A 23,754-nucleotide genomic window follows, 5' to 3' on the forward strand; every position below is an offset into this window, starting at 1 on the left:
CCGTGTACGAAGGCGTGGTCCAGGACCTGATCGACGAGTTGGGCAGACTGCCCGGCGTCGGTCCCAAGAGCGCGCAGCGGATCGCCTTCCACATCCTGCAGGCCGAGCCCGCGGACGTGCGCCGGCTCGCCGCCGCGCTGACCGAGGTGAAGGAGAAGGTCCGGTTCTGCGCGGTGTGCGGGAACGTCGCGCAGGAGGAGCAGTGCCGGGTCTGTCTGGACCCGCGCCGTGATCCGTCGGTCATCTGTGTGGTCGAGGAGCCCAAGGACGTCGTCGCGATCGAGCGGACGCGTGAGTTCCGCGGCCGGTACCACGTGCTGGGCGGGGCGATCAGCCCCATCGAGGGTGTCGGCCCCGACGACCTGCGGATCAGGGAACTCCTCTCCCGCCTCGCCGACGGCACGGTCACCGAGCTGATCCTGGCCACCGACCCCAACCTGGAGGGCGAGGCGACGGCCACATACCTGGCGCGGATGGTCTCCGCGATGGGGCTGAAGGTGACGCGGCTGGCGAGCGGGCTGCCCGTGGGGGGAGACCTGGAGTACGCGGACGAGGTCACCCTGGGGCGGGCCTTCGAGGGAAGGCGGCTCCTTGACGTGTGAGCTTGGCGGGGAGCTCCGTAAGTGCGAGCGCAGGGGAGAGGTTGCCCGATGTCCGATGCGACGTTGAACGCCATCACGCAGGATCCCGACGACTTCGCCGTCCAGATCGGCGACCAGATCCAGAGCTTTCTCGTCTCTGTCGCGGAGGTCGCCAAGGGCGACGAGCCGGACAGCGCCGTGCCCTATCTCCTGCTGGAGGTCTCGCAGCTCCTGCTGGCGGGCGGCCGGCTGGGCGCGCACGAGGACATCGTCCCGGACGAGCGGTACGAGCCGGACGTGGGCCCGGAGCCGGACGTGGACGAATTCCGCGAGCGGCTGGCCGCGCTGCTGGACCCGGTGGACGTCTACTCGGAGGTCTTCGACCCGTACGAGCCGCGGTCGGCGCCGGTCGCGTGCCGGATCTCCGACGACCTGGCGACCGTCGTGACGGATCTGCGGCACGGCATGGCGCACTTCCGCGAGGGCCGGGTCAGCGAGGCCCTGTGGTGGTGGCAGTTCTCCTACCTCTCGAACTGGGGGCCGACCGCTTCGGCCGCGCTGCGCGCCCTCCAGTCGCTGGTGGTCCACGTGCGGCTGGACAAGCCGCTGGACGAGCTGAACGGCCTCGACACCGACAGCGGCGCCGCCGGCGACGACGACGGTGACGGTCTCCTGGAGGCGGAGGCGGGCGCGGTGATGGCCGCCGAGATCGGCGTACCGCTCGGCCTCAAGGAAGCCTGAGCCACCCGCGTCGACCGGCCTCCGCGCGGCCGGGCCGTTCTCGCACCATCCTCGGTGGAAAGTCCCACAGGCCCTTCGTTCGCGTACGCGGAAGCGTCCTGCGCCTTCCGTGTCCGCGGGCGGAGTTCGTGAACTTCGTGAACAGGGTCACGTTTCCGTGTCATCCGTGGCGCGGCGGGCAGGGGTTTCGCCGGGCGGGTGCGGAACCCGCCCGGTCGTTACACTGAGCCGATCAGTGGATCCCTTCCTTCCGGGCAGCGTCGCGCGGAGCGCCGGGGTCCCGGGAAATGATTTCGAGGAGCGAGCAGACGTGGGCCTTGTCGTGCAGAAGTACGGCGGCTCCTCCGTTGCCGATGCCGAAGGCATCAAGCGTGTCGCCAAGCGAGTCGTCGAGGCCAAGAAGAACGGCAACCAGGTTGTCGTGGTGGTCTCGGCGATGGGTGACACGACGGACGAGCTGATCGACCTCGCCTCAGAGGTGTCTCCGGTTGCCTCCGGGCGCGAGTTCGACATGCTGCTGACCGCCGGAGAGCGCATCTCCATGGCGTTGCTGGCGATGGCGATCAAATCCTCCGGGCACGAGGCGCAGTCGTTCACCGGCAGCCAGGCTGGTCTGATCACGGACTCCGCGCACAACAAGGCGCGGATCATCGATGTCACCCCGGGGCGGATCAAGGACTCGGTGGACGAGGGCAACATCGCGATCGTCGCCGGCTTCCAGGGCGTCTCCCAGGACAGCAAGGACATCACCACGCTGGGCCGCGGCGGTTCGGACACCACTGCGGTGGCTCTGGCGGCGGCGCTGAACGCCGAGGTCTGCGAGATCTACACGGACGTCGACGGTGTCTTCACCGCCGACCCGCGGGTGGTCAAGAAGGCGCGGAAGATCGACCGGATCTCCTTCGAGGACATGCTGGAGCTGGCCTCGTCCGGTTCCAAGGTGCTGCTGCACCGCTGTGTGGAGTACGCGCGCCGATACAACATCCCGATCCACGTGCGGTCGTCCTTCTCCGGCCTGAGGGGTACGTGGGTCACGAACGAGCAGCCGGACGGGCAAGGGGAAGAGTCGATGGAGCAGGCGATCATCTCGGGTGTGGCACACGACACGTCCGAGGCGAAGGTCACGGTCGTCGGGGTGCCGGACAAGCCGGGCGAGGCCGCGGCGCTCTTCCGCGCCATCGCGGACGCGGAGATCAACCTCGACATGGTCGTCCAGAACGTCTCGGCGGCGGCCACGGGTCTGACCGACATCTCCTTCACCCTCCCCAAGGCCGAGGGCAAGAAGGCGATCTCGGCGCTGGAGAAGGCGCAGGGCAGTGTCGGGTACGACTCGCTGCGCTACGACGACCAGATCGCGAAGATCTCGCTCGTCGGTGCGGGCATGAAGACGAACCCCGGTGTGACGGCGACGTTCTTCGAGGCGCTGTCCAACGCCGGGGTCAACATCGAGTTGATCTCCACGTCGGAGATCCGCATCTCGGTGGTGACCCGCGAGGAGGCGGTGGGCGACGCGGTGCGCGCGGTCCACTCGGCCTTCGGGCTGGACAGCGAATCGGACGAGGCCGTGGTCTACGGCGGCACCGGCCGCTGACGAGCCGGTGCGCCGAGGGGCGCCACCGGTCGCTGCGCGCACGCCTGTTGCGGGCCGGTGTGTGGGTGGTGTGTGCTCCCTGCGTGCGCGGTGTGTGCGCCGGGCCCCTGGCCACAGCGGCACCCGCTGACGGACAATGACGCTCCCCGCCCCTGCAACCGGCAGGCGGCGGGGAGCGTCTTTGTCCCTTCCGGGCCCGTCCCGGGACCGCGCTGGGGGAGTGCGGGACACAGGACGGGAGACTGACCGGAGGAACGGGACGCCGAACGGGGTGCGTGTGAAGACTGAGAGATGTGTGTATGACGACATGCGGTGTGTTTCCCGGCACATGGCCTGTCGCGTACAACCCTGACGGGGGGAAACGTGTCAAACAGGCGTGGCAGAGGTACTCGGAATCGCAACGGCCCCTGGCCGACCCGGCCCCGCGGCGCGCGCCGGCGGGCTTCCGGTGGCCGGCGGCATGCCGGTGATCGCGCCCTGGTCCGCCGCGCGGCCTGCGCGCCCGCTCGCACAGCGTGGGGACGCTGACGAGGCAATGGCATCGGGCACCACAGTCGACCATCTGACCGAGACCTACCGCGCCCATTACAAGTCCCTGCTCGGGCTCGCGGCGCTCCTGCTGGACGACACCGCCTCCTGCGAGGACGTCGTCCAGGAGGCGTTCATCCGGGTTCACTCCGCCCGCAAGCGTGTCCGCGACCCCGAGAAGACCCTCGCCTATCTGAGGCAGACGGTCGTGAACCTCTCCCGCTCGGCGCTGCGCCGCCGCATCCTCGGGCTGAAGCTGCTGTCCAAGCCGATGCCCGACATGGCGAGCGCCGAGGAGGGGGCCTACGAACAGCTCGAACGGGATCAGTTGATACAGGCGATGCGCGGCTTGCAGCGGCGCCAGCGTGAGGTTCTGGTGCTGAGGTACTTCGCCGACATGACCGAGGCTCAGGTCGCCGAGGTGCTCGGCCTCTCCCTCGGCTCGGTGAAGGCGTACGGCTCGCGCGGTATCGCCGCGCTGCGCACCGCCATGGAGACGGCGTCATGACTGAGGGCAAGGAGCCCCGTGAGGAGAGAGAGCCCCGGTCGGGCGCTCCCCGGGGCGAGCACGAGAAGGCGGCGGCGGACCGCTCGTCCGACGACGAGATCTCCCTGGACTTCGCCGACGAGTCCCCGCTCGGCTCCGACGAGGAGGCGTTCCGCCGTCTCCTCCAGGACAGCGTCCGGGGCATCGACCCGCCCCCCGAGAGCGTCGACCGCACCCTGGAGCACCTGCGCCGTGCGGTGCCCGCGCGGCGTGCGCACCGTCGCCAGGCGATGGTCGGCGGGGCGGCTGCCGTGCTGGTGGCGGCCGTCGGGGTGCCGGTGCTCCTCTACGGCGGGGTGTCCGGCGGCGGGGACGACGACCATCCGGTCAGCGCCGCCAGCTCCCACGGCCAGACGCGCGGCCCCGAGGCCGGTGACGGCGCGGACGGCGGCAAGGGCAAGGACGACCACGGCGGCGCCGAGGACAAGGACAAGGACAAGGGCGACAAGGACGACGACGGCGCCCACCCCTCGCCCTCCGGCGGGCCCGACGGCAGCGGCGGCGGCGCGGACGAGACGCTGAGCGCCAGCGCGCCCGCCTGCGGCAGCGACCAGTTGGGGCGGGGCCTTGCCCAGTCGGGGTCCCCCGACGGCACGGGAACCGTCTACGGCAGCTTCCGGGTCGCCAACGTCTCCAGCGACACCTGCACGGTGGAGGGCGAAGGCGTCGTCGGCGCCTCCTTGCAGGGCGGCGCCCGGGGCCAGGTGGCGGTCGTCGACCACACGGCCGGTGACGCGGCCCCCGGGCTCGGCGATCCGGCGGTCGCCCGCGACGAGGTCGTGCTCCAGCCCGGGCAGTCGTACGTGGTGAAGTTCGCGTTCGTGCCGAGCGGGACGTGCGGCGGCAACTCCCCGGCGCCGCAGGGCGGGCGGAACGAGGGCGAGCCGTCCGGCGGCCCGGACACAGGGCCCGGTGACGGCGGCCAGAACAACGGCGGCGGTGACGGTTCCAACGGCGGCACCGGTACGCCCGGTGAGGGCGACGGCGGGGGCGGCGACGCGGGCGGCGGCGCCGACGTGCTGGTCTCCCACACCCCGGAGGGCGGCGCCCCCGTCGCCAACACCCGCCTGGCGGGCACCTGTCCCGGCGGCACCCTGTACCGCACGGGCGTCATCCCCCAGGGCTGACAGGGCTGACAGGGCTGACAGGGCCGACAGGGCCGGGACCCGCGGGGCCGGATGCGTCGTCCCCGCGGGGTGCGCCCCGCGGGGACAGCGGTGCCCTCACGAAGCGGTGCGCAGGCCGGGGCGTACCGTGGTGGTGTGTACCGGTTCCTGCTGACCCCGCGGTGGTGGGGGATCAACATCTTCGCCGTGCTGGCGATTCCGGTGTGTCTGTTCATGGGGAGCTGGCAGTTGAGCCGGTTCGACGACCGGGTGGACCGGCACCACGAGCAGCAGGCGCAGTCGCAGAGCGCGACCCATGAGAAGGCGCGGCCGCTGGCGTCCCTGCTGCCGGTGACGGAGGGCACCGTGGGCCACACCGCCGAGGTGCGGGGCCGGTTCGATGCGGAGCACCCGCTGCTGGTGCCGGACCGCACCGTCAAGGACGAGCGCGGCTTCTACGTGCTCTCGCTGCTGCGCCCGGACGGGCCGCAGAGCGGCAAGGCGCTGCCGGTGGTGCGGGGCTGGCTGCCCGGCGATCCGGACCCCGCGCGGGTGCCGGCGGCGCCCAGGGGCGAGGTCACCGTCAAGGGTGTGCTCCAGGTGTCCGAGTCGCAGAACGACGCCGGGGCCGGGGCGTCGGGCGCGCTGCCGAAGGGCCAGCTCGGCTTCGTCAGCGCGGCTTCGCTCGTGAATGTCGTGCCGTACGGCGTGGAGAACGCCTGGATCACCCAGCAGCGGACCGAGCAGCCGCTGCGCCCGGTGCCGCCGACGGCGCCCGAGGGCACCGGGCTGGACATGAAGGCGTTCCAGAACCTGGGTTACACGGCGCAGTGGTTCGTCTTCGCCGGGTTCGTGGTCTTCATGTGGTTCCGCTTCTTCCGCCGTGAGGCGGAGACGGCCAAGGACGCCGCCCTCGGTCTCCTCCCGGAGGGCGAGCCCTCGCAGGAGGAGACCACCGGCGCGGGCGCGGTCACGCCGAGGGGAGACGATCCCTTGGAGCCTGCGCCGGAAGGTGCCGGAGCGCGAAGTCGATCTCCAGCCTGACCTGCTTGATCCGTTCCTCGACGACGAGCGAACCGTGCCCGGCGTCGTAGCGGTACACCTCGTGCGGGTGGCCGCGCTCGGCGAGCCGGGTCACGTAGTTCTCGACCTGCCGGATGGGGCAGCGCGGGTCGTTGACCCCGGCGGAGATGTAGACCGGGGCGCGCACCTTGTCGACGTACGTCAGCGGGGAGGACGCCTCGAACCGCTCGGGCACCTCCTCGGGGGTGCCGCCCAGCAGCGTGCGGTCCATGGACTTCAGCGCCTCCATCTCGTCGTGGTAGGCGGTGACGTAGTCGGCGACGGGGACCGCTGCCAGGCCGAGCGCCCACACCTCCGGCTGGATGCCGAGTCCCAGCAGGGTGAGGTAGCCGCCCCAGGAGCCGCCGGCCAGCACGAGCCGGTCGGGGTCGGCGAGCCCGGAGTCGACGGCCCAGGCCCGCACCGCGTCGATGTCCTCCAGCTCGATGAGGCCGACCCGGTGCTTGAGGGCGTCGGTCCAGGCGCGGCCGTAGCCGGTGGAGCCGCGGTAGTTGACGCGGACGACGGCGAAACCGTGGTCGACCCAGGCGGCGGGCTGCCCGGCGAAGGAGTCGGTGTCGTGGTGGGTGGGCCCGCCGTGCACCTCGAAGACGGTGGGGAAGGGCCCGTCACCGGCCGGCTTCTGGATCAGGGCGTGGACGGTGCCGCCGGGCCCCTCCACCCAGGCGTCCTCGACGGGCACCGAGCCGGGCGCCGTCATCCCGGGCGGGTCCAGCACGGTGGCCCCGGAGGTGGAGCGGACCTGCGGCGGCTGGGCGGCCGACGACCACAGGAACTCCACGGTGCCGTCGGGCCGCGCGGTGGCGCCCATCACCGATCCGGCGGGGGTGTCGATGCGGGTGAGGGCGCCGCTGTCCAGGTCGAACCGGAACAGCTCGTCGCGGGCCTGGTGGCTGTGGGCGATCAGGAGCGCCGAGGCGTCCGGGTACCACTCGGCGCTCAGGTCGCCGGGCAGGTCCAGCTCCAGGTCCCGTTCCGTGCCGGTCAGCGGGTCCCAGATCATCGGCTCCCAGCGGCCGCGCCGCTGGTGGCCGACCAGCAGCCGCGGATCGCCGTCCACGGGGGCGAAGCCGAGCACGGTCGAACCGAGCTCCTCGGTGCCGCCCTTGCTGTCGTCGAGCTCGGCGACGGTCGCGCCGTCGGGCCGTACGACGCGGAGTGCGGAGTGCATGGCGTCGCCGTGCTCGGTGTGCTCGATCACCAGCAGCGTGCCGTCGTGCGAGAGGTCACCGACGCCCGCGGACTCGGTGTGCCGGTAGATCTCGACGGGCGCGGGGGAGCCGGGGCGCTTGAGGTGGATCGTCGAGCCGTCCTCGTCGGTGGAGCGCCCGACAACCACGGTGCCGTCCCGGCCCAGGGCCAGGCCCGCCGGGTAGGAGGCGTCGAGGCCCTCGACCGCGCGGACGTCGGGGCCGCCGCCGAAGGGCTGGCGCATCCAGACGCCGAACTCGTCGCCGTCGGTGTCGGAGAACCACCAGATCCATGCGCCGTCGGGGGTGAGGGTGCCGTCCGTGGTCCCGTTCGGCCGGTCGGTGGCCTGCCGCTGCGTACCGGTGGTGCGGTCCCAGGCGTACAGCTCGAACGTACCCGTCGCGTTCGAGATGAACAGCGACCGGTCGGGGGCGTCCTCGGCCCACTCGGGCAGCGAGACGCGCGGCGCCCGGAACCGCTTCTCCCAGTCGGGCATGGCCCCGCCGGGTGCGGCCTTCTCGGGCTGGTCGGGCAGTGCGTTCGGATCCATGGGCCCCATTGTGGACCGGGACCGGTGGTGGGGGTGCGGGGAGGCGGACAGTAGGGTTCCAGCCGTCCCCTGTCCGCAAGCCCGAGGTGCCGCACGTGACGTCCCCCGCCCCCCGCCGTGACGTCGCCGCGCCGGCCGGTGTGACCGTCGTCGGCATCGGTGCCGACGGGTGGGCGGGGCTGCCCGCGCCGTCGCGGGAGGCGCTGCGCGGGGCGGAGGTCCTGGTGGGCGGCGCCCGTCAACTCGGCCTGCTGCCCGCCGCCGAGTGCCCGGGGGAGCGGGTGACGTGGCCCTCGCCGCTGGGCCCGGCCGTGCCCGGGGTGCTGGCCGCGCACGCCGGACGCCGGATCGCGGTGCTGGCCAGCGGCGACCCGTACTTCTACGGCATCGGGCGCACGGTGACCCGGGCCCTGGGGACGGTGCCCCGTGTGCTGCCGCACCCCTCCTCCGTCGCGTACGCGTGCGCCCGGTCGGGCTGGGCGCAGGAGGAGTGCGAGGTCGTCAGCACGGTGGGCCGCCCGGTGGCGCGGCTGGCCGCCGTGCTGCACCAGGGGCGGAAGGTGCTGGTCCTCAGCGCGGGGGCCGCCACGCCGTGCGAGGTGGCCGCGCTGCTGCGGGAGCGCGGGTTCGGCCCCAGCCGGCTGCGGGTGCTGGAGCAGTTGGGCGGTCCCGGCGAGCGCGTGACCGAGGGCACGGCAGCCGACTGGCCGCATCCGCCGGGTGACGCCCTCAACATCGTCGCCGTGGAGTGCGTCCGCGACGGCGGCCCGGCGGGCGGGCCGCGGCTGGGCGCCGTGCCCGGCCTGCCCGACGAGGCGTACGAGCACGACGGGCAGCTCACCAAGCGCCATGTGCGGGCCGCGACGCTGGCCGCGCTGGCGCCCGCGCCCGGCGAGCTGCTGTGGGACGTGGGCGGCGGTGCGGGCTCGATCGCGGTGGAGTGGCTGCGCACGCACCCGGTGTGCCGCGCGGTGACCGTCGAGCGCAACGGGGAGCGCGCCGCGCGCATCGCCCGCAACGCCGAGCGGCTCGGGGTCCCCGGGCTCCGCGTCGTCACCGGTACGGCGCCGGGTGCCCTGGCCGGACTCCCGGCCCCGGACGCGGTGTTCATCGGCGGCGGACTGACCGCCCCCGGTCTGCTGGCGGCCTGCTGGGCGGCGCTGCCTGCGGGCGGGCGGCTGGTCGCCAACACCGTCACCCTCGAATCGGAGGCGCTGCTGGTGGAGTGGTACCGGCGGCACGGCGGCGAACTGGTGCGGCTGGCCGTTTCGCACGGTGTGCCCGTGGGCGGCTTCACCGGCTGGCGCCAGGCGATGCCGGTGACCCAGTGGGCAGTGACCAAGCCCGCCGCGGACGGCTCCGAGGGGGACGGCGGCGACGGTGCCGGGCTCGTCGAGTGCGGCGCCGGGCAGGAGAGCGGGGGAGCCGAGGCCGGGAGGCCGGGAGCGGTGGGAGACGAGAGTTGACCGTGTACTTCATCGGCGCCGGACCCGGCGCCGCCGACCTGATCACCGTGCGGGGTTCCCGCACCCTGGCCGCCTGCCGGGTGTGCCTGTACGCGGGCAGCCTGGTGCCCCGCGAACTGCTCGCCGAGTGCCCGCCCGGCGCGCGGCTGGTGGACACCGCGGGACTCGACCTGGACGCCATCACCGACGAGCTGGTCCGCGCCCACGCCGACGGGCACGACGTGGCGCGGCTGCACTCGGGCGACCCGTCCGTCTTCAGCGCCGTGGCCGAACAGATGCGGCGGCTGGACGCGGCAGGGGTGCCGTACGAGGTGGTACCCGGCGTGCCCGCGTTCGCCGCGGCGGCCGCCGCCCTCAAACGGGAGCTGACGGTGCCGACCGTCGGCCAGACGGTGGTGCTCACCCGCGTCGCCCGCCAGGCCACGCCCATGCCGGACGGCGAGGACCTGGCCACGCTGGGCCGCAGCGGCGCCCTGCTGGTGCTGCACCTGGCGGCGCGGTACGTGGACGAGGTCGTCGCCGAACTGCTGCCGCACTACGGCGCCGACTGCCCGGCCGCCGTGGTGGCCTTCGCCAGCCGCCCCGGCGAGCTCGTCCTGCGCGGCACCCTGAAAGACCTCGCGGACCAGGTGCACGGTGCCGGGGTGACGAAGACCGCCGTCATCATGGTGGGCCGCACCCTGGCCGCCGAGCACTTCCGCGACAGCCACCTGTACTCCGCGGAACGGGACCGGCACGTGTGCTGACCCTCCCCTTTACCCGCGGGTCAGGCCACGGCGCTGCGCCCCACCACGGTTCCGGCGCGGTCGATGCACAGGACGTCGACCCATACCGGCGCGCCCCGCAGCACCGACAGGGCCTCGTCGCGCGCTGTTTCGGCCACCACGTCCCCCAGGGGCACCCCGGCGGCGGTGCACAACTGGAGCGCCGCCAGCCCGGTGTTGGCCTCGGCGACCGAGGCCGCGAGTGCCTCCCCGGCGCCTCCGCGCCGGGCCAGATCGGCCAGGAAGCCCTTGTCGACCTGGGACCGTTCGGAGTGCAGATCCATGTGGCCTGCGGCGAGCTTGGACAGTTTGGCGAACCCGCCGCAGAGCGTGAGCCGTTCCACTGGGTGGCGGCGCACGTACTTGAGGACGGCGCCCGCGAAGTCGCCCATGTCCAGCAGCGCGTCCTCGGGCAGCCCGTAGGCGGCGACCACCGTGCGCTCCGACGTGGAGCCCGTGCACCCCGCCAGATGGGTCCGCCCGGCCGCGCGGGCCACGTCCACGCCGCGGCGGATCGAGTCGATCCACGCCGAGCAGGAGTAGGGCACGACGACGCCGGTCGTGCCCAGGATGGACAGCCCGCCGAGGATGCCCAGCCGCGGGTTCCAGGTGGAGCGGGCGATCTCCTCGCCGTTCTCCACCGCCAGGGTGATCTCCACGTCGCCGCTGCCGCCGTACCGCTCCGCGACGCGGGCCACATGCTCGCGCATCAACTGCCGGGGCACCGGATTGACGGCCGGCTCCCCCACGTCCAGCGGCAGCCCGGGCCGGGTGACGGTGCCCACGCCCGTACCGGCCCGGAAGACGACACCCGCGCCGGGTGCGAGGGGGCGCACGGTCGCGCTGACGACGGCGCCGTGGGTGACGTCCGGGTCGTCGCCCGCGTCCTTGACGACGGCCGCCGTCGCGTACCCCGGGCCCAGGTGCTCGCGGGACAGCGCGAACGACGGGGTCTCGCCCTTCGGCAGCGTGATGCTCACCGGGTCGGGGAACTCGCCGGTCAGCAGCGCGGTGCAGGCGGCCGTCGTCGCGGCTGTCGCACAGGCGCCCGTCGTCCAGCCGGGCCGCAGACCGGTGCGCCGAAGCTGGGCTCCGCGCCCGCCGACGGCCTCACTCACGGAGGGAACCGGGCGTCGTGCACGTACTGATCCTGGGCGGGACGAGCGAGGGCAGGCAGCTTGCCGAGCTCCTGCGGGACGTGCCCGACCTGAGAACCACCAGCTCGCTGGCCGGGCGGGTGGCCGCCCCCCGGCTGCCGGCGGGTGAGGTGCGGATCGGCGGCTTCGGCGGCGTCGCGGGGCTGGCGGAATGGCTGCGCACCCACCGTGCGGACGCACTCATCGACGCCACCCATCCCTTCGCCGAGACGATCAGTTTCCACGCCGCCGAGGCAGCGGCCCACGCCCATGTTCCCCTGCTCGCCCTCCGCCGGACCGGCTGGGTGCCCGTCGCGGGCGACCTCTGGCACGAGGTCCCCTCCCTGGAGGCCGCCGCCGCCCGGCTGCCCGCCCTGGGGCGGCGGGTCTTCCTGACGACGGGACGCACGGGCCTGGCCGCCTTCGCCGGGCCCCGCACCGCCGGCCTGTGGTTCCTCGTCCGCTCCGTGGACCCGCCGCAGCCGGGTACGCCCGTCCCGGCGCGGACCGAGCTGCTGTGCGCGCGGGGCCCCTTCACCCTGGACGGCGAACGGGATGTGCTGCGCCGCCACCGCATCGACGTCCTCGTCACGAAGGACAGCGGCGGCACCGCCACCGCCCCCAAGCTGCGGGCGGCCCGCGAACTGGGGGTGCCGGTGCTCCTCGTCCGCCGCCCGCCGGTGCCGGAGGGGGTGCGCGTGGTGCACAGCGCTCAGGCGGCGGCGGAAGCGCTCCTGACCGGCCGTCCCGGAGCGGAGCGCAGCTTCGGGGAGGGCCGCGCCCCGCAGCAATGACGGGTCCGGGGACGCCGGGTTCAGGGCACCGGGCGGGCGGTCCCACCGGCGGCTCCGTCGGCCCCGGCGGCTCCCTCGTTCCCGGCGGCTCCGGCGGTCCCGGCGGCTCCCTCGTTCCCGGCGGCTCCGGCGGCTCCGGCGGTCCCGGCGGTTCCGGTGGCTCCGGCGGTTCCGGTGGCTCCGGCGGTCCCGGCGGTTCCGGTGGCTCCGGCGTTCCCGGTGGCTCCGGTGGCTCCGGTGGCTCCGGCGGTCCTAACGGTGGCTCCGGCGGTCCTGGTGGTCCCGGTGGCTCCGGTGGTCCCGGTGGTCCCGGTGGTCCCGGTGGTCCCGGTGGTCCCCGCGGTCCCGGTGGTCCCGGTGGCTCCGGCGGTCCCACCGGTGGCTCCGTCGTTCCCGGTGGCCCCGGTGGTCCCGGTGGTCCCGTCGGCTCCGGTGGCCCCGGCGGCCCCGTCGATGATGTCCGCGAGCGTCGGACCGGCACGCAGGAGCGCGAGCATGCGTTCCGCGAGGGCGTCGATCCTCGACTCCAGGGCGTCGAGCGGCCGGCCGACGTCGTGCAGGTCCCGCAGCGCGGTGAGCGCCCGGTGCACGTCCGGGATGCGGTAGCCGGCCGCCCGCAGTGCGGCGGTGATCCGCGCCTCCCGGACCGCGGGCAGCGGATACCGGCGTGCCGCGCCCGCCGCGGTGGTGACGCGCTCGGGCGAGACGAGCCCGGCCTTCTCCCAGAACCGGAGCGTCGAGGCCCGCACGCCGAGCGCTCCGGCGAGCTCGCTGATCGTCATGGTGTCCGCCGCGGCCGGCGCCGCGTCGGTCTCCGCCTCGGCGCGCACCGCGCGGAGCGCCCGCTGCGCGGCCAGCGCCTCGTCCCGCTCCCGGTGCAGCGCGGCGTGGCAGGAGGACACCAGGGCGAGGGCCTCGGCGCGGGGCAGCGTACGGATCTCGCGCATCGCCCGCCGCGCCACCACGGGTCCCACCGCGTGGGCGAGGTCCCGGTAGGCGCGAAGGTCGCGCACGTGGTGCGCGGAGAACCGGCGGTACCCGTTGGCCGGCCGGCGCGCGGCCGGGACGACACCCCGCGCCTCCAGGTCCCGCACCTGCTGCGCCGAGTAGCCGGTGAGCGCCGAGACGTCTGCCGTGCCGAGCACACCGCGTCCGTCGGCCTCCAGGCCGCCCTGCACGTCTGCACCGGTCACCGGAAACCCTCCACAAGCACTTCAACCTCACACTTCAAGCATGAGCACTCCCAGCGCGAGTATGGAGCAGATCCTCGCCGCCGTGCGCGGCTTCGACGGCGTCCTCGAACTCGCCCCCACCGAAGGCAGCGCCCACCCCGAGATCGCCTGGGGCGACCACTTCTTCTACTACGCCCCCGACGGGCAGGTCCCGCAGCGCACGCAGCCCTACGCCACCGCCGTGACGAAGGACTACCCCGGCGACACCCTCTCCGTGCTCGACCCGCCGGGGCGTTGGCGCCTGAACATCCACGTCGGGCGCGCCGCGTTCACCGAACTCCTGGGCGCCGGCCCCGGAACCCTGCCCGCCCCCGCCGACTTCAGCACCCCCGATGTCCTGCTCCCCCACCCCGTCCACGGGGCGCACGCCTGGATCGCCGTCGTGAACCCGGGCCCGCGCACGGCCCCCACCGCGCTCGCCCTGCTCCGGTCCGCCCACGAGGCCGCGCGGCGCCGGTTCCTGCGCCGCGGAGCTGACGGCACATGAGCGGTCGGTGCCCCGTGCCGCTACTGCCCCGGTACGAGACGACATCGGACCGGTGCGGGACGACTCGGCGGCGGCCCCGGGCGTAGCTTGGCGGCAGCGGGCGGACGCAGCGGCGAGGCCGCGTGTCGGCGGGGGTGCCGGGCGCGGAGGGACGCGTCGGGGCCTCGGCGCCGGTGCTGTCCGTCGCAGGCGGGGAGCGGCGGGCGTGGCACACGCACTGCCCGGAGGGGACCGGGGGCGGCGATGACGGAGATCGATCACCACGAGGCGCAGCTTGCGGCCGCACGCGTCCAACGGCTGTCGGACGAGCACTGGCACGCACTCGACGCCTCGTGCAGCGCCATGGAGGACGACGCCTGGGTCGGCCCGGTGGGCCGCCGCTTCCACGAGGAGCTGGAACAGCAACGGCTCGCGCTGCACCTCCTGCTGCAGGAAGCCGTGCACAGCGCCAAGACCAAGGAGCACTCCCTGCGGAGGAAGCCGTGACCACTCCCAGCGGCAACCCGGAATTCTCCGGGGCCAAGCAGCCGGCGTTCGACAATCTGACGCGCAGTTACGTGCGGGCCGCGTCCGCACTGGAACAGCTCGCCCGGGACCTGTGGGCCCAACTCGACCGGATGGGTGCCGACACCTCCTCGGCGGTGGAGATCCGCGACCTCGCGCGCCGCGTACGCGGCCGGGTGACCGACTTGCAGGCACGAGCGGGCCGGGTGCACGCGATGCAGAACAGCGGCAAGGGCTCCGTGCACACGGCCGAGGGCATCTTCTGGCCGTTGAACGAAGCCGCCACCCCCTCCCCCCGGCCCGGGATGCCGCCCCCCAGCGACCCGGCGCTGCTGTCCTACGAGCTGTACGACGCGAACTACCTGCCCCGCACGGAACGGCTGCGGCCCGACGGCAAACCCTTCTCCGCGGAGGAGAACGCGGTGCTCAGCTGGATCAGCGCGCACCGGGCGACCATCGTCGAGGAAGCGCGGAAGTGGAACATCTCCCCGCAGGCGATCGTGGCCGCGATCTCCTGGGAGGCGATGAAGAACGTGCAGCTGGCACGCCATCCCGTCCCGGCAGGTTCGGGCCTCGGCCACCTCAACAAGCGGCTGGCCCGCTGGGCGACCGGGCCGGGGAAGGTGCACACCGACTTCCCGTTGGTGAAACAGGTCGAGGCGCGGGGCTATCTGCCGCGCCGGAGCCTGGCGGAGCGGGAGGCGCTGCTGAGCACCGACGAAGGGGCGATCAAGTACATCGCCGCCATCATGGGTGCCTTCGCCGACAGCACGGACCGGGACGGAAGGTTCCACATCCGCTACGACGTCCCGAAGCTCACCCACCTCTACCAGGGAACCGACCTGAAGCAGTGGGAGGACCACCTTCGTCACAAGCCCCCGGGCGAGCCCTTCAGGACGGGCAACGACATGTCGGAATGGGCCGCACGCAATCGGGTCTTCCTCGACGAGTCCCTGCCGTTGCGGCCCTGGGAGAAGGACCCCGTCCCTCACACCCCCGCCCCCACCCCCGAGCAGCCGCACACCCCGCGCCCGACTCCGGGCACATGCCCCACGCCCCGCTGAGGCGGACCGCGCCGACGGGTCCGGGTCACTCCCGGGGGCGCGGTTCCCCGTCCGGGTAGCGGCGCGGTGTCCAGGTGAGGGCCGAGCCGCCGGAGCCCGGCAGCGCCCCGTCTCCCCGGTGGCAGACGCGGGTGCGGGACGAGCCGACGATCAGCAGGGTGCGCATGTCGACCTGGGCCGGGTCGAGCGCGGCCAGCGGCACCACCTGGACCCGCTCGCCGTCCCCGCCCACGTCGCGGGCGACGACCACGGGTGTGTCCGGCGCCCGGTGCTCCAGCAGCACCTCGCGGGCCTTGCCGACCTGCCACGTGCGGCTCCGGGAGCCGGGGTTGTAGAGGGCGAGCACCAAGTCGGCCGCGGCGGCGGCGCGCAGCCGCTCCGCGATGACCTCCCAGGGCTTGAGACGGTCGGAGAGGGAGAGGACGGCGTAGTCGTGGCCCAGGGGGGCGCCCGCCCGTGCCGCCGCCGCGTTGGCGGCCGTCACCCCGGGCAGCACGCGGACCGGCACACCGGTGTACGGCTCCTCCGCGGCGGCCTCCAGGACGGCCGTCGCCATGGCGAACACCCCCGGATCGCCGCCCGAGACGACCGCCACCCGCCGTCCGCGCAGCGCCAGGTCGAGGGCGAACTCGGCGCGCTCGGCCTCCACCCGGTTGTCCGAGCCGTGCCGGCGCTGACCGTCCCGCCGGGGCACCCGGTCCAGATAGGTGGTGTACCCGACGAGGTCGTCGGCCGCGGCCAGCGCGCCCCGCGTCTCGGGCGTCAGCCACAGGGGCCCGGCCGGACCGGTCCCCACGACCACCACGTCCCCGGTCACCTCACCGGGAACGTCACCGGCGTCACCGTCGGCACCTCCGGAAGCCGGATCCTCCCCGGTGGCCGCTCCGTGCCCGTGGGCCGCCGCGTGTCCGTCGGCCGGTGCGCTCACGGTGTCCGGCTCGTGCGCGGCGAGGAGAAGCCGTTCCCGAGCCCGTGCGGCGGCCACCTTGCTGGGCAGGACCGCCACCGAGAAGTACGGCACGGAGTCCGGGTCGATGTCCGCGACGCGGCCGGTGCGTTCACCCTCCATCGTGGCGCGCTCGACGTAGCGCGCCTCCGCCAGCCGCCCCGAACGCTCCAGCGCACGGCGCACCTTGGGGAAGGTGCGCCCCAGCTTCATCACGGCCACCGCATCGCTGGAGGCCAGCCGCGCGGTCAGCTCCTCCTCGGGCAGCGTGCCCGGCAGGACAGTGAGGGCCTCCTCGGCCTCCGAGAGCGGGGTGCCCAACCGTGCGGCCGCCGCGCTCACCGACGTCACCCCCGGCACCACCTCCGTGGGGTAGCGGTGTGCCAGCCGCTGGTGCATGTGCATGTAGGAGCCGTAGAACAGCGGGTCGCCCTCGGCCAGTACCGCCACGGTCCGCCCCGCGTCCAGGTGGCCGGCCAGCCGGGCGGCCGCCTCGGCGTAGAACTCCTCCAGTGCGCCCCGGTAGCCACCGGGGTGGTCGGTCGACTCCGTCGTGACGGGGTAGACGAGCGCCTCCTCCAGGTGGTCGGCGCGCAGGTACCGGGCGGCGATGGACCGCGCGATCGACCGTCCGTGCCGGGCGCTGTGGTACGCGACGACATCGGCCTCACCGATCGCCTCCACCGCCCGTACGGTCATCAACGACGGGTCGCCGGGCCCCAGTCCGACCCCGATCAGCCGTCCGCCGGCCGGCCGGGCGGCCGACGCCGCGCTTCCCGTCCACGTCTGCGTCCCTGTATCCCCTTCCGTCCCTGCCCTCGTCTCCGTCTCCACCGCGGGGGCCGTCACCGGGGCCGGGGCGTCCGGCGGCTGCGGGCGCGCGGGGGGCTGCGGGTGCGGGGTGGTCACCTGGCTCACTCCTCCTCGCTGGCGATGGCGTTGAGCGCGGCCACGGCCAGGGCGCTGCCGCCCCGGCGCCCGTGCACGACCAGGTGGTCGAGGCCCGAGGGGTGCTCGGCCAGCGCCTGCTTCGACTCGACGGCCCCCACGAACCCGACGGGCACGCCGATCACCGCAGCCGGCCGCGGCGCCCCCTCGGCCACCATCTCCAGCAGCCGGAACAGCGCGGTGGGCGCGTTGCCGACCGCGACGACCGCCCCCTCCATGCGGTCCCGCCACAGTTCGAGGGCGGCGGCCGTGCGGGTCGTCCCCAACTCGGCGGCCAGCGCGGGGACCCGCGGGTCGGACAGGGTGCAGACCACCTCGTTGTCGGCGGGCAGCCGCCTGCGCGTCACGCCACTGGCCACCATGGCGACGTCGCAGAGGACGGGTGCCCCGGCCCGCAGCGCGGCGCGGGCCCGCGCCACGGCGTGCGGAGTGCAGGCGAGATCCTGTACGAGGTCCACCATGCCGCAGGCGTGGATCATCCGTACCGCGACCTGGCTGACGTCCGCGGGCAGCTCCGCCAGGTCCGCCTCGGCGCGGATGGTGGCGAAGGACTGCCGGTAGATGGCAGCGCCGTCCTTCTCGTACTCGAACACTGTTGGTCTGCTCTCGCTCATCGGGTCGCATTGTCGGAAGAACCGGGAGAAGTCGCACTGTTGCCGGGGCCGTGCCCCGCGCGGGCCGCCGCCACGGCCACGGCAAGACGTGTGCGGGCACCGAAGGGGACGAGGGCACCGGTGGACGCGGGGGAGTGCGCCGGTGGGGCGGCGGGTACCTCCGTGACGCGGTAACCGTCCGGCTCCGCGACCACTTCCACGTGGGCGCCCCGGGGGTGGCCGCACCGGCGCGCGCAGCCCGACCAGTACACGGGCAGGCCCCCGGCGTGCCCCGCGCCGGCGGGAGCGGTAGCGGTGGCGTCGGCCCGTACGTCCGCCAGCGCCTTGCCGCAGCCCGGCCGCCCCGTGCACGCCCCCACCCCGCGCCAGGGCGAGCCGGACTCCGTCACCAGCCCGGCGTCGCCCAGCGCGGCCAGCGCGCCCCGCGCCCGCCCGGCCGCCACCCCTGGCACGACCACGCCGCGCCACGGCGTCACCCGCACCTCGCCGGTGCCCTCGCGCCGCGCCAGGCGCGCCACCGACCGCCACTGCTCGCCGCTGAGGCGGCCCAGCGGGGCGAGTACGGACAGCGCTGCGCGCCCGCCCCCGCCGGGGTTCTCGACGATCCCCGGCTCGGGACCGCCGTCGGGCGCGGAGCGCGCCGCCGCCCGCAACGGGACGGAAGCCAGGCACGCGGCGCCCTCCACCCGGGCTGCGACACGGCGCAGGAGCGCCGCGCCGCCGGTGGCGAGGCCGGTGCCGGGGCGGTCGGCGGCACCGGCGCCAACAGCCCCGGCGGTGTCCGTGCCCGTGCCCTCCGGCGGCAGCTCGGCGATCCGCCACACCCGGGCGCCGCGCTCCCGGGTGACGGTGAGGAAGACCTCGGCGGCGGCGAGCGCGGCAGCCGGCGCGTGCGTACCCGCCACCCGCACAGCGGTCCGGTCTCCGTGCCCGCCGGCCCCCAGGAGGAGCAGCGCGTCACCGTCGGGCGTCGCGAGCAAGGTCACATCCGCGTCGAGCCCCAGGACGTCCCCGCGCCCGTCGTCGCACGCGAACAGGAAGCGCCCCGACAGTTCACCGGCTGCTTCGCTTTCGCACAGCAGGCGGTCCAGTCCGGAGACCCACGCCGCTACGTCACGGTGCCCGCCGGCGTCCAGCCCCGACAGCGGGGACGCCACGATGTTGCGTACCCGCTCGTGTGCGGGGGAGGGCAGCAGCCCGGCGGCCGCCAGCAGCTGTGCCAGCCGGGTGCCGGACTCGGCGGGCAGCCCGCGGAGTTGGATGTTGCCCCGGGACGTCAGGTGCAGGTGCCCGTCGCCGAGGTGCAGGGCGGCGTCGGCGAGGGCTTCGGCCTGCGCGGCGTCCAGCACCCCGCCGACCACGCGTATCCGGGCCAGTGCGCCGTCCTCCGCCTGGTGCAGCCGCAGCGCTCCCGGGCAGGCGTCCGCACGGGGACGCGGCGCCGCGCCAGGCGTCGCGCAATGCGTTGCATCGGCAACGTGCGCGGCGTCCGGCGGGGACGAGCTGGAGGGGGTCGGGGCCATGGCGGCGAGCATACCCACCGCCGGGAACGCCCTCCCGGGGCCACGGGGCGGGCGGGGTGCGCCCGGGCCCGGCGGGGGAGGGCGCCCAGGGTGCGCCCTCCCCCCGCGCAGGGAACCCCCGTACGATGCTCTGGGCGGATCACCCGGTCCGCCCGCATCGCCGGTGACGGCGACAGGGGAGGAAGCCCGGTGCGAATCCGGCGCGGTCCCGCCACTGTGAGCCCGCTCTCGAAAGAGGGAGGGGCGAGTCAGGAACTCCCTTCCCCGCGCCTCCGGCCCGCCGGAGCGGGGGGACCCCATTCCGCAACCCGGGGCGTGGACACCCCGAGGAAGGGCCGACCGCAGCATGCTGCTTTCGTCAGGCGACGCCGCCCAGGGCGACGACACCCCGCGGGTGATCCTTCTCCTCTCGACCTCCGACACGGACCTGCTCAGCGCCCGCGCGGCGAACAAGGGCGTCGGCGCTGCGGAAACCAGCGCCCAGGTGGCGGCGGACGACCAGGAGCAGGCACCGGTCACGTACCGGTACGCCAACCCGAGCCGCCTGTCCCAGGAGGCGCTGGAGGACGACCTGCGGGAGCTCCTCGACGGCGTCGACCTCGTCGTCGTCCGCCTCCTCGGCGGCGTCCGCGCCTGGCAGCAGGGCATCGACCTGCTGCAGGCCGGCGGGCTTCCCCTCGTCGTGCTGACGGGTGAACAGGCCCCGGACGCACAGCTGATGGCGGTCTCCACGGTGCCGATCGGGGTCGCCGCGGAGGCGCACGCCTACCTCGCGCACGGCGGCCCGGCCAACCTCACCCAGTTGGGACGGTTCCTCGCGGACACCGTGCTGCTGACGGGACACGGCTTCGCGCCCCCGGCCCCCGCACCGTCCTGGGGCCCGCTGACCAGGGAACCGGGCCCGCACAACGCGCCGCTTCCGGCGGATGACGAGGGCACGCCCACCGTCGCGGTGCTCTACTACCGCGCCCACCACATGAGCGGGAACACCGCCTTCGCGGTGGCGCTGTGCGAGGCCGTCGAGGCGGCGGGCGCCCGGGCGCTCCCGCTGTACGTGGCGTCGCTGCGCACGCCGGAGCCGGAACTTCTCCAGGAGCTGCGGGCTGCGGACGCGATCGTCACCACCGTGCTGGCGGCGGGCGGCGCGGGCGGCACCGCCCCGGCCGAGGCGGGCGCGGGCGGCGACGACGAGGCGTGGGACGCCGGCGCGCTGACCCACCTGGACGTGCCGATCATCCAGGCGCTGTGCCTGACCGCGCCCCGCGCGGACTGGGAGCGCAACGACGAAGGCGTCTCCCCCCTGGACGCGGCGAGCCAGATCGCGGTCCCCGAGTTCGACGGCCGACTGATCACCGTCCCGTTCTCCTTCAAGGAGATCGACGCCGAGGGCCTGCCCTCGTACGTGGCCGACCCGGAGCGGGCGGCGCGGGTCGCGGGCATCGCCGTGCGGCACGCGCGCCTGCGGCACATACCGGCCGCCCGCAAACGGCTCGCACTGGTGCTGTCCGCCTACCCGACCAAGCACTCCCGGATCGGCAACGCGGTCGGCCTGGACACCCCGGCGAGCGCCATGGCACTGCTGCGGCGGCTGCGGGCGGAGGGCTACGACTTCGGGCCCGCCGAGGACGTCCCGGGCCTCCTCGTGGCGGAGGACGGCAACCACGGCGGGAACGGCGACAACGGCGCGGACGCCGCTCACGACGGCACGGACACCGACCACGACGGTGACGCCCTCATCAACGCCCTGATCGAGGCGGGCGGGCACGACCAGGAGTGGCTGACCGAGGAGCAGTTGGCCAAGAACCCGGTCCGCATCCCGGCGGCGGACTACCGCCGCTGGTACGCCACCCTCCCGCAGGAGCTCCGCGACGCGGTGGAGGAGCACTGGGGGCCGCCCCCCGGCGAGCTGTTCGTGGACCGCACCCACAACCCCGAGGGCGACATCGTGCTGGCGGCGCTGCGCCGCGGCAACCTGCTCGTCCTCATCCAGCCGCCGCGCGGCTTCGGCGAGAATCCGATCGCCATCTACCACGACCCCGACCTGCCGCCCTCGCACCACTACCTGGCGGCCTACCGCTGGATCGCGGCCCCGCAGGACGAGGGAGGCTTCGGCGCCGACGCGATGATCCACCTGGGCAAGCACGGCAACCTGGAGTGGCTGCCGGGCAAGAACGCGGGCCTGTCCGCCGCCTGCGCCCCCGACGCCGCACTGGGCGACCTCCCCCTCGTCTACCCGTTCCTGGTCAACGACCCGGGCGAGGGCACCCAGGCCAAGCGCCGGGTGCACGCCACGCTCGTCGACCACCTCGTCCCGCCGATGGCCCGCGCCGACTCCTACGGCGACATCGCGCGCCTGGAGCAACTGCTGGACGAGTACGCGCAGATCAGTTCCATGGACCCGGCCAAGCTGCCGGCCATCCGCGCCCAGATCTGGACCCTCATCCAGGCCGCGAAGCTCGACCACGACCTGGGGATGCAGGAGCGCCCGGACGACGAGGGCTTCGACGACTTCCTGCTGCACGTCGACGGCTGGCTGTGCGAGGTGAAGGACGCGCAGATCCGTGACGGCCTGCACGTCCTGGGTGCCGCGCCGTCCGGCGCGAGCCGGGTCGACCTCGTCCTGGCGATCCTCCGCGCCCGCCAGATCTGGGGCGGGCAGCGCACGCTCCCCGGTCTGCGGGAGGCCCTCGGTCTCGACGAGTCGGCGGCCACCCGCACCTCGGCCGACGCGGCGGAGGCGGCGGCCCGCGCGCTGGTGGAGGCCATGGAGGAGGCCGACTGGGACCCGGCGGCGGTCCCCCGCGTCGCGGCCGGGCACTCCCCCCACGTGGCGGACATCCTCGACTTCGCCGCCCGCGAGGTCGTACCCCGGCTGGCCGCCACCACCGCCGAACTCGACCACACCGTGCACGCCCTGGCCGGCGGCTTCGTCCCCGCTGGCCCCTCCGGGTCGCCGCTGCGCGGGCTGGTCAACGTCCTGCCGACGGGCCGCAACTTCTACTCGGTCGACCCCAAGGCCGTGCCCTCCCGCCTCGCGTGGGAGACCGGTCAGGCGCTGGCCGACTCCCTCCTGGAGCGGTACCGCACCGACACCGGCCAGTGGCCCACCTCCGTCGGGCTGTCCCTGTGGGGCACCAGCGCCATGCGCACCGCGGGGGACGACATCGCCGAGGCCCTCGCGCTGCTGGGCATCCGCCCGGTGTGGGACGACGCCTCCCGCCGGGTCACCGGCCTGGAACCGGTGCCGTCGGCCGAACTGGGCCGGCCCCGTATCGACGTCACCCTCCGCATCTCCGGCTTCTTCCGTGACGCGTTCCCGCACACGGTGGGGCTGCTGGACGACGCGGTGCGGCTCGCCGCGTCGCTGGACGAGCCGGACGAGAGCAACCACGTGCGCGCCCACGCCCGCCAGGACCTGGCCGAGCACGGTGACGAACGCCGCGCCACCACCCGCATCTTCGGCTCGCGCCCCGGCACGTACGGCGCGGGGCTCCTCCAGTTGATCGACAGCCGCGACTGGCGCACCGACGCGGACCTGGCCGAGGTCTACACCGTCTGGGGCGGCTACGCGTACGGCCGCGAGCTGGACGGCCGCCCGGCCCGCGAGGAGATGGAGACGGCCTACAAGCGGATCGCGGTGGCGGCCAAGAACACCGACACCCGCGAACACGACATCGCCGACTCCGACGACTACTTCCAGTACCACGGCGGCATGGTCGCCACCGTCCGCGCCCTGCGCGGTACCGCCCCCGAGGCGTACATCGGCGACTCCACCCGCCCCGAGACCGTCCGCACCCGCACCCTGGTGGAGGAGACCTCCCGCGTCTTCCGCGCCCGCGTCGTCAACCCCAAGTGGATCGAGGCCATGCGCCGCCACGGCTACAAGGGCGCCTTCGAACTGGCGGCGACCGTGGACTACCTGTTCGGCTACGACGCCACCACCGGCGTCGTGGCCGACTGGATGTACGACAAACTCACCGAGGCCTACGTCCTCGACGAGACCACCCGCACCTTCCTCCAGGACGCCAACCCCTGGGCCCTGCACGGCATCGCCGAACGCCTGCTGGAGGCCGAATCCCGAGGCATGTGGTCCAAGCCCGACCCCACGGCCCTCGACGCACTCCGCCAGATCTACCTGGAGACGGAGGGCGAACTGGAAGCGGACGACCAGGAGTAACGCCCCGACTGCGCCGCTCCGCTCAACTCTGCCGGTCCCGCCGGTCCCGCCGGTCCCGCCGGTCCTACCGGTCCCGCCGGGGTCGGCGGCGCCCGCCGGATCTGCCGGGTTGGTCGGTTCCGGCAGGCTGTTCGGGCCCGCCAGGCGGGCTGGGGTGTCCGTGTGTGCCGGACCAGCCGAA

General features: G+C 74.4%; 19 protein-coding genes and 1 riboswitch. Of the genes, 13 read left to right on the forward strand and 6 right to left on the reverse strand.

The features are described 5' to 3' along the window. Positions 1–2: 2 nt before the first annotated feature. The 6 genes from recR to H297_RS38725 all read left to right on the forward strand — a co-directional run bounded on the left by recR (position 3) and on the right by H297_RS38725 (position 6,138). A complete protein-coding gene (gene recR, locus H297_RS0127345; protein ID WP_027739646.1) occupies positions 3–602 on the forward strand; it encodes a recombination mediator RecR in 600 nt (199 codons plus the stop codon). A gap of 48 nt (positions 603–650) precedes the next feature. Continuing rightward, a complete protein-coding gene (locus tag H297_RS0127350; RefSeq protein WP_027739647.1) occupies positions 651–1,322 on the forward strand; it encodes a DUF5063 domain-containing protein in 672 nt (223 codons plus the stop codon). 310 nt (positions 1,323–1,632) lie between these two features. Beyond that, positions 1,633–2,913, forward strand: a complete 1,281-nt coding sequence (locus tag H297_RS0127355) for an aspartate kinase (RefSeq protein ID WP_027739648.1) — start codon at positions 1,633–1,635, stop codon at positions 2,911–2,913. A 460-nt stretch (positions 2,914–3,373) separates the two neighbouring features. After that, positions 3,374–3,949: a SigE family RNA polymerase sigma factor gene (locus H297_RS0127360; protein ID WP_199787269.1), complete on the forward strand. Its 576-nt coding sequence runs from the start codon at positions 3,374–3,376 to the stop codon at positions 3,947–3,949. Beyond that, positions 3,946–5,115 carry a DUF4232 domain-containing protein gene (locus tag H297_RS38720; RefSeq protein WP_051352217.1) on the forward strand — a complete coding sequence of 390 codons (1,170 nt, stop codon included), beginning with the start codon at positions 3,946–3,948 and terminating at the stop codon, positions 5,113–5,115. Before H297_RS0127360 ends, H297_RS38720 begins: the two co-directional genes overlap by 4 nt. Positions 5,116–5,250: 135 nt before the next feature. Continuing rightward, a complete protein-coding gene (locus H297_RS38725; protein WP_037795530.1) occupies positions 5,251–6,138 on the forward strand; it encodes an SURF1 family protein in 888 nt (295 codons plus the stop codon). Here H297_RS38725 and H297_RS0127375 read toward each other — a convergent pair. Beyond that, positions 6,065–7,918, reverse strand: coding sequence for a prolyl oligopeptidase family serine peptidase (locus H297_RS0127375; protein ID WP_051352218.1), 1,854 nt, complete (start codon positions 7,916–7,918; stop codon positions 6,065–6,067). The genes H297_RS38725 and H297_RS0127375 overlap by 74 nt on opposite strands. A gap of 95 nt (positions 7,919–8,013) precedes the next feature. Here H297_RS0127375 and cbiE point away from each other — a divergent pair, with 95 nt between their 5' ends. Together cbiE and cobM are read left to right on the forward strand one after the other, a co-directional pair. Further along, complete coding sequence (cbiE, locus tag H297_RS38730) at positions 8,014–9,384, forward strand: precorrin-6y C5,15-methyltransferase (decarboxylating) subunit CbiE (RefSeq protein ID WP_078514651.1); 1,371 nt, start codon at positions 8,014–8,016, stop codon at positions 9,382–9,384. Beyond that, the gene (gene cobM / locus H297_RS0127385) at positions 9,381–10,130 is read left to right on the forward strand and encodes a precorrin-4 C(11)-methyltransferase (protein WP_027739651.1); all 750 of its coding nucleotides are present in this window, start codon (positions 9,381–9,383) and stop codon (positions 10,128–10,130) included. Before cbiE ends, cobM begins: the two co-directional genes overlap by 4 nt. 20 nt (positions 10,131–10,150) lie before the next feature. Here the strand turns inward: cobM and H297_RS0127390 are convergent, their stop codons facing one another. After that, positions 10,151–11,266 (reverse strand): cobalt-precorrin-5B (C(1))-methyltransferase, encoded by a 1,116-nt coding sequence (locus H297_RS0127390; protein ID WP_027739652.1) that lies wholly within the window; start codon positions 11,264–11,266, stop codon positions 10,151–10,153. 17 nt (positions 11,267–11,283) lie between these two features. Between H297_RS0127390 and H297_RS38735 the strand changes: the two genes are divergently transcribed. Then, positions 11,284–12,078: a cobalt-precorrin-6A reductase gene (locus tag H297_RS38735; protein WP_037795532.1), complete on the forward strand. Its 795-nt coding sequence runs from the start codon at positions 11,284–11,286 to the stop codon at positions 12,076–12,078. Between the two features lie 20 nt (positions 12,079–12,098). Here H297_RS38735 and H297_RS44620 read toward each other — a convergent pair whose 3' ends face one another. Then, the gene (locus H297_RS44620) at positions 12,099–13,271 is read right to left on the reverse strand and encodes a MerR family transcriptional regulator (RefSeq protein WP_486589686.1); all 1,173 of its coding nucleotides are present in this window, start codon (positions 13,269–13,271) and stop codon (positions 12,099–12,101) included. A gap of 61 nt (positions 13,272–13,332) precedes the next feature. Here H297_RS44620 and H297_RS0127405 point away from each other — a divergent pair, with 61 nt between their 5' ends. The 3 genes from H297_RS0127405 (at position 13,333) to H297_RS0127415 (ending at position 15,365) form a co-directional block, all read left to right on the forward strand. Then, entirely contained in the window at positions 13,333–13,797 is a 465-nt protein-coding gene (locus tag H297_RS0127405; RefSeq protein WP_027739653.1) for a DUF6194 family protein, read from the forward strand. A 243-nt stretch (positions 13,798–14,040) separates the two neighbouring features. Continuing rightward, positions 14,041–14,283 (forward strand): hypothetical protein, encoded by a 243-nt coding sequence (locus H297_RS0127410; RefSeq protein WP_027739654.1) that lies wholly within the window; start codon positions 14,041–14,043, stop codon positions 14,281–14,283. Continuing rightward, positions 14,280–15,365: a hypothetical protein gene (locus H297_RS0127415; RefSeq protein ID WP_027739655.1), complete on the forward strand. Its 1,086-nt coding sequence runs from the start codon at positions 14,280–14,282 to the stop codon at positions 15,363–15,365. The genes H297_RS0127410 and H297_RS0127415 overlap by 4 nt, the downstream gene beginning before the upstream one ends. Positions 15,366–15,390: 25 nt before the next feature. Here H297_RS0127415 and H297_RS0127420 read toward each other — a convergent pair whose 3' ends face one another. The 3 genes from H297_RS0127420 to cobG form a co-directional block, all read right to left on the reverse strand. Continuing rightward, entirely contained in the window at positions 15,391–17,049 is a 1,659-nt protein-coding gene (locus H297_RS0127420; RefSeq protein WP_027739656.1) for a precorrin-2 C(20)-methyltransferase, read from the reverse strand. A gap of 176 nt (positions 17,050–17,225) precedes the next feature. Beyond that, positions 17,226–17,852: a precorrin-8X methylmutase gene (locus H297_RS0127425; RefSeq protein ID WP_027739657.1), complete on the reverse strand. Its 627-nt coding sequence runs from the start codon at positions 17,850–17,852 to the stop codon at positions 17,226–17,228. Between the two features lie 17 nt (positions 17,853–17,869). After that, on the reverse strand, positions 17,870–19,396 hold the full coding sequence (gene cobG / locus H297_RS0127430) for a precorrin-3B synthase (RefSeq protein ID WP_486589687.1): 1,527 nt from the start codon (positions 19,394–19,396) through the stop codon (positions 17,870–17,872). 157 nt (positions 19,397–19,553) lie between these two features. Beyond that, positions 19,554–19,654: riboswitch (cobalamin riboswitch) on the forward strand. Between the two features lie 136 nt (positions 19,655–19,790). Here cobG and cobN point away from each other — a divergent pair. Continuing rightward, positions 19,791–23,573 carry a cobaltochelatase subunit CobN gene (gene cobN, locus H297_RS0127435; RefSeq protein ID WP_027739659.1) on the forward strand — a complete coding sequence of 1,261 codons (3,783 nt, stop codon included), beginning with the start codon at positions 19,791–19,793 and terminating at the stop codon, positions 23,571–23,573. The last annotated feature ends 181 nt before the right edge of the window (positions 23,574–23,754 follow it).

The organism is Streptomyces sp. CNT360 (assembly GCF_000424785.1).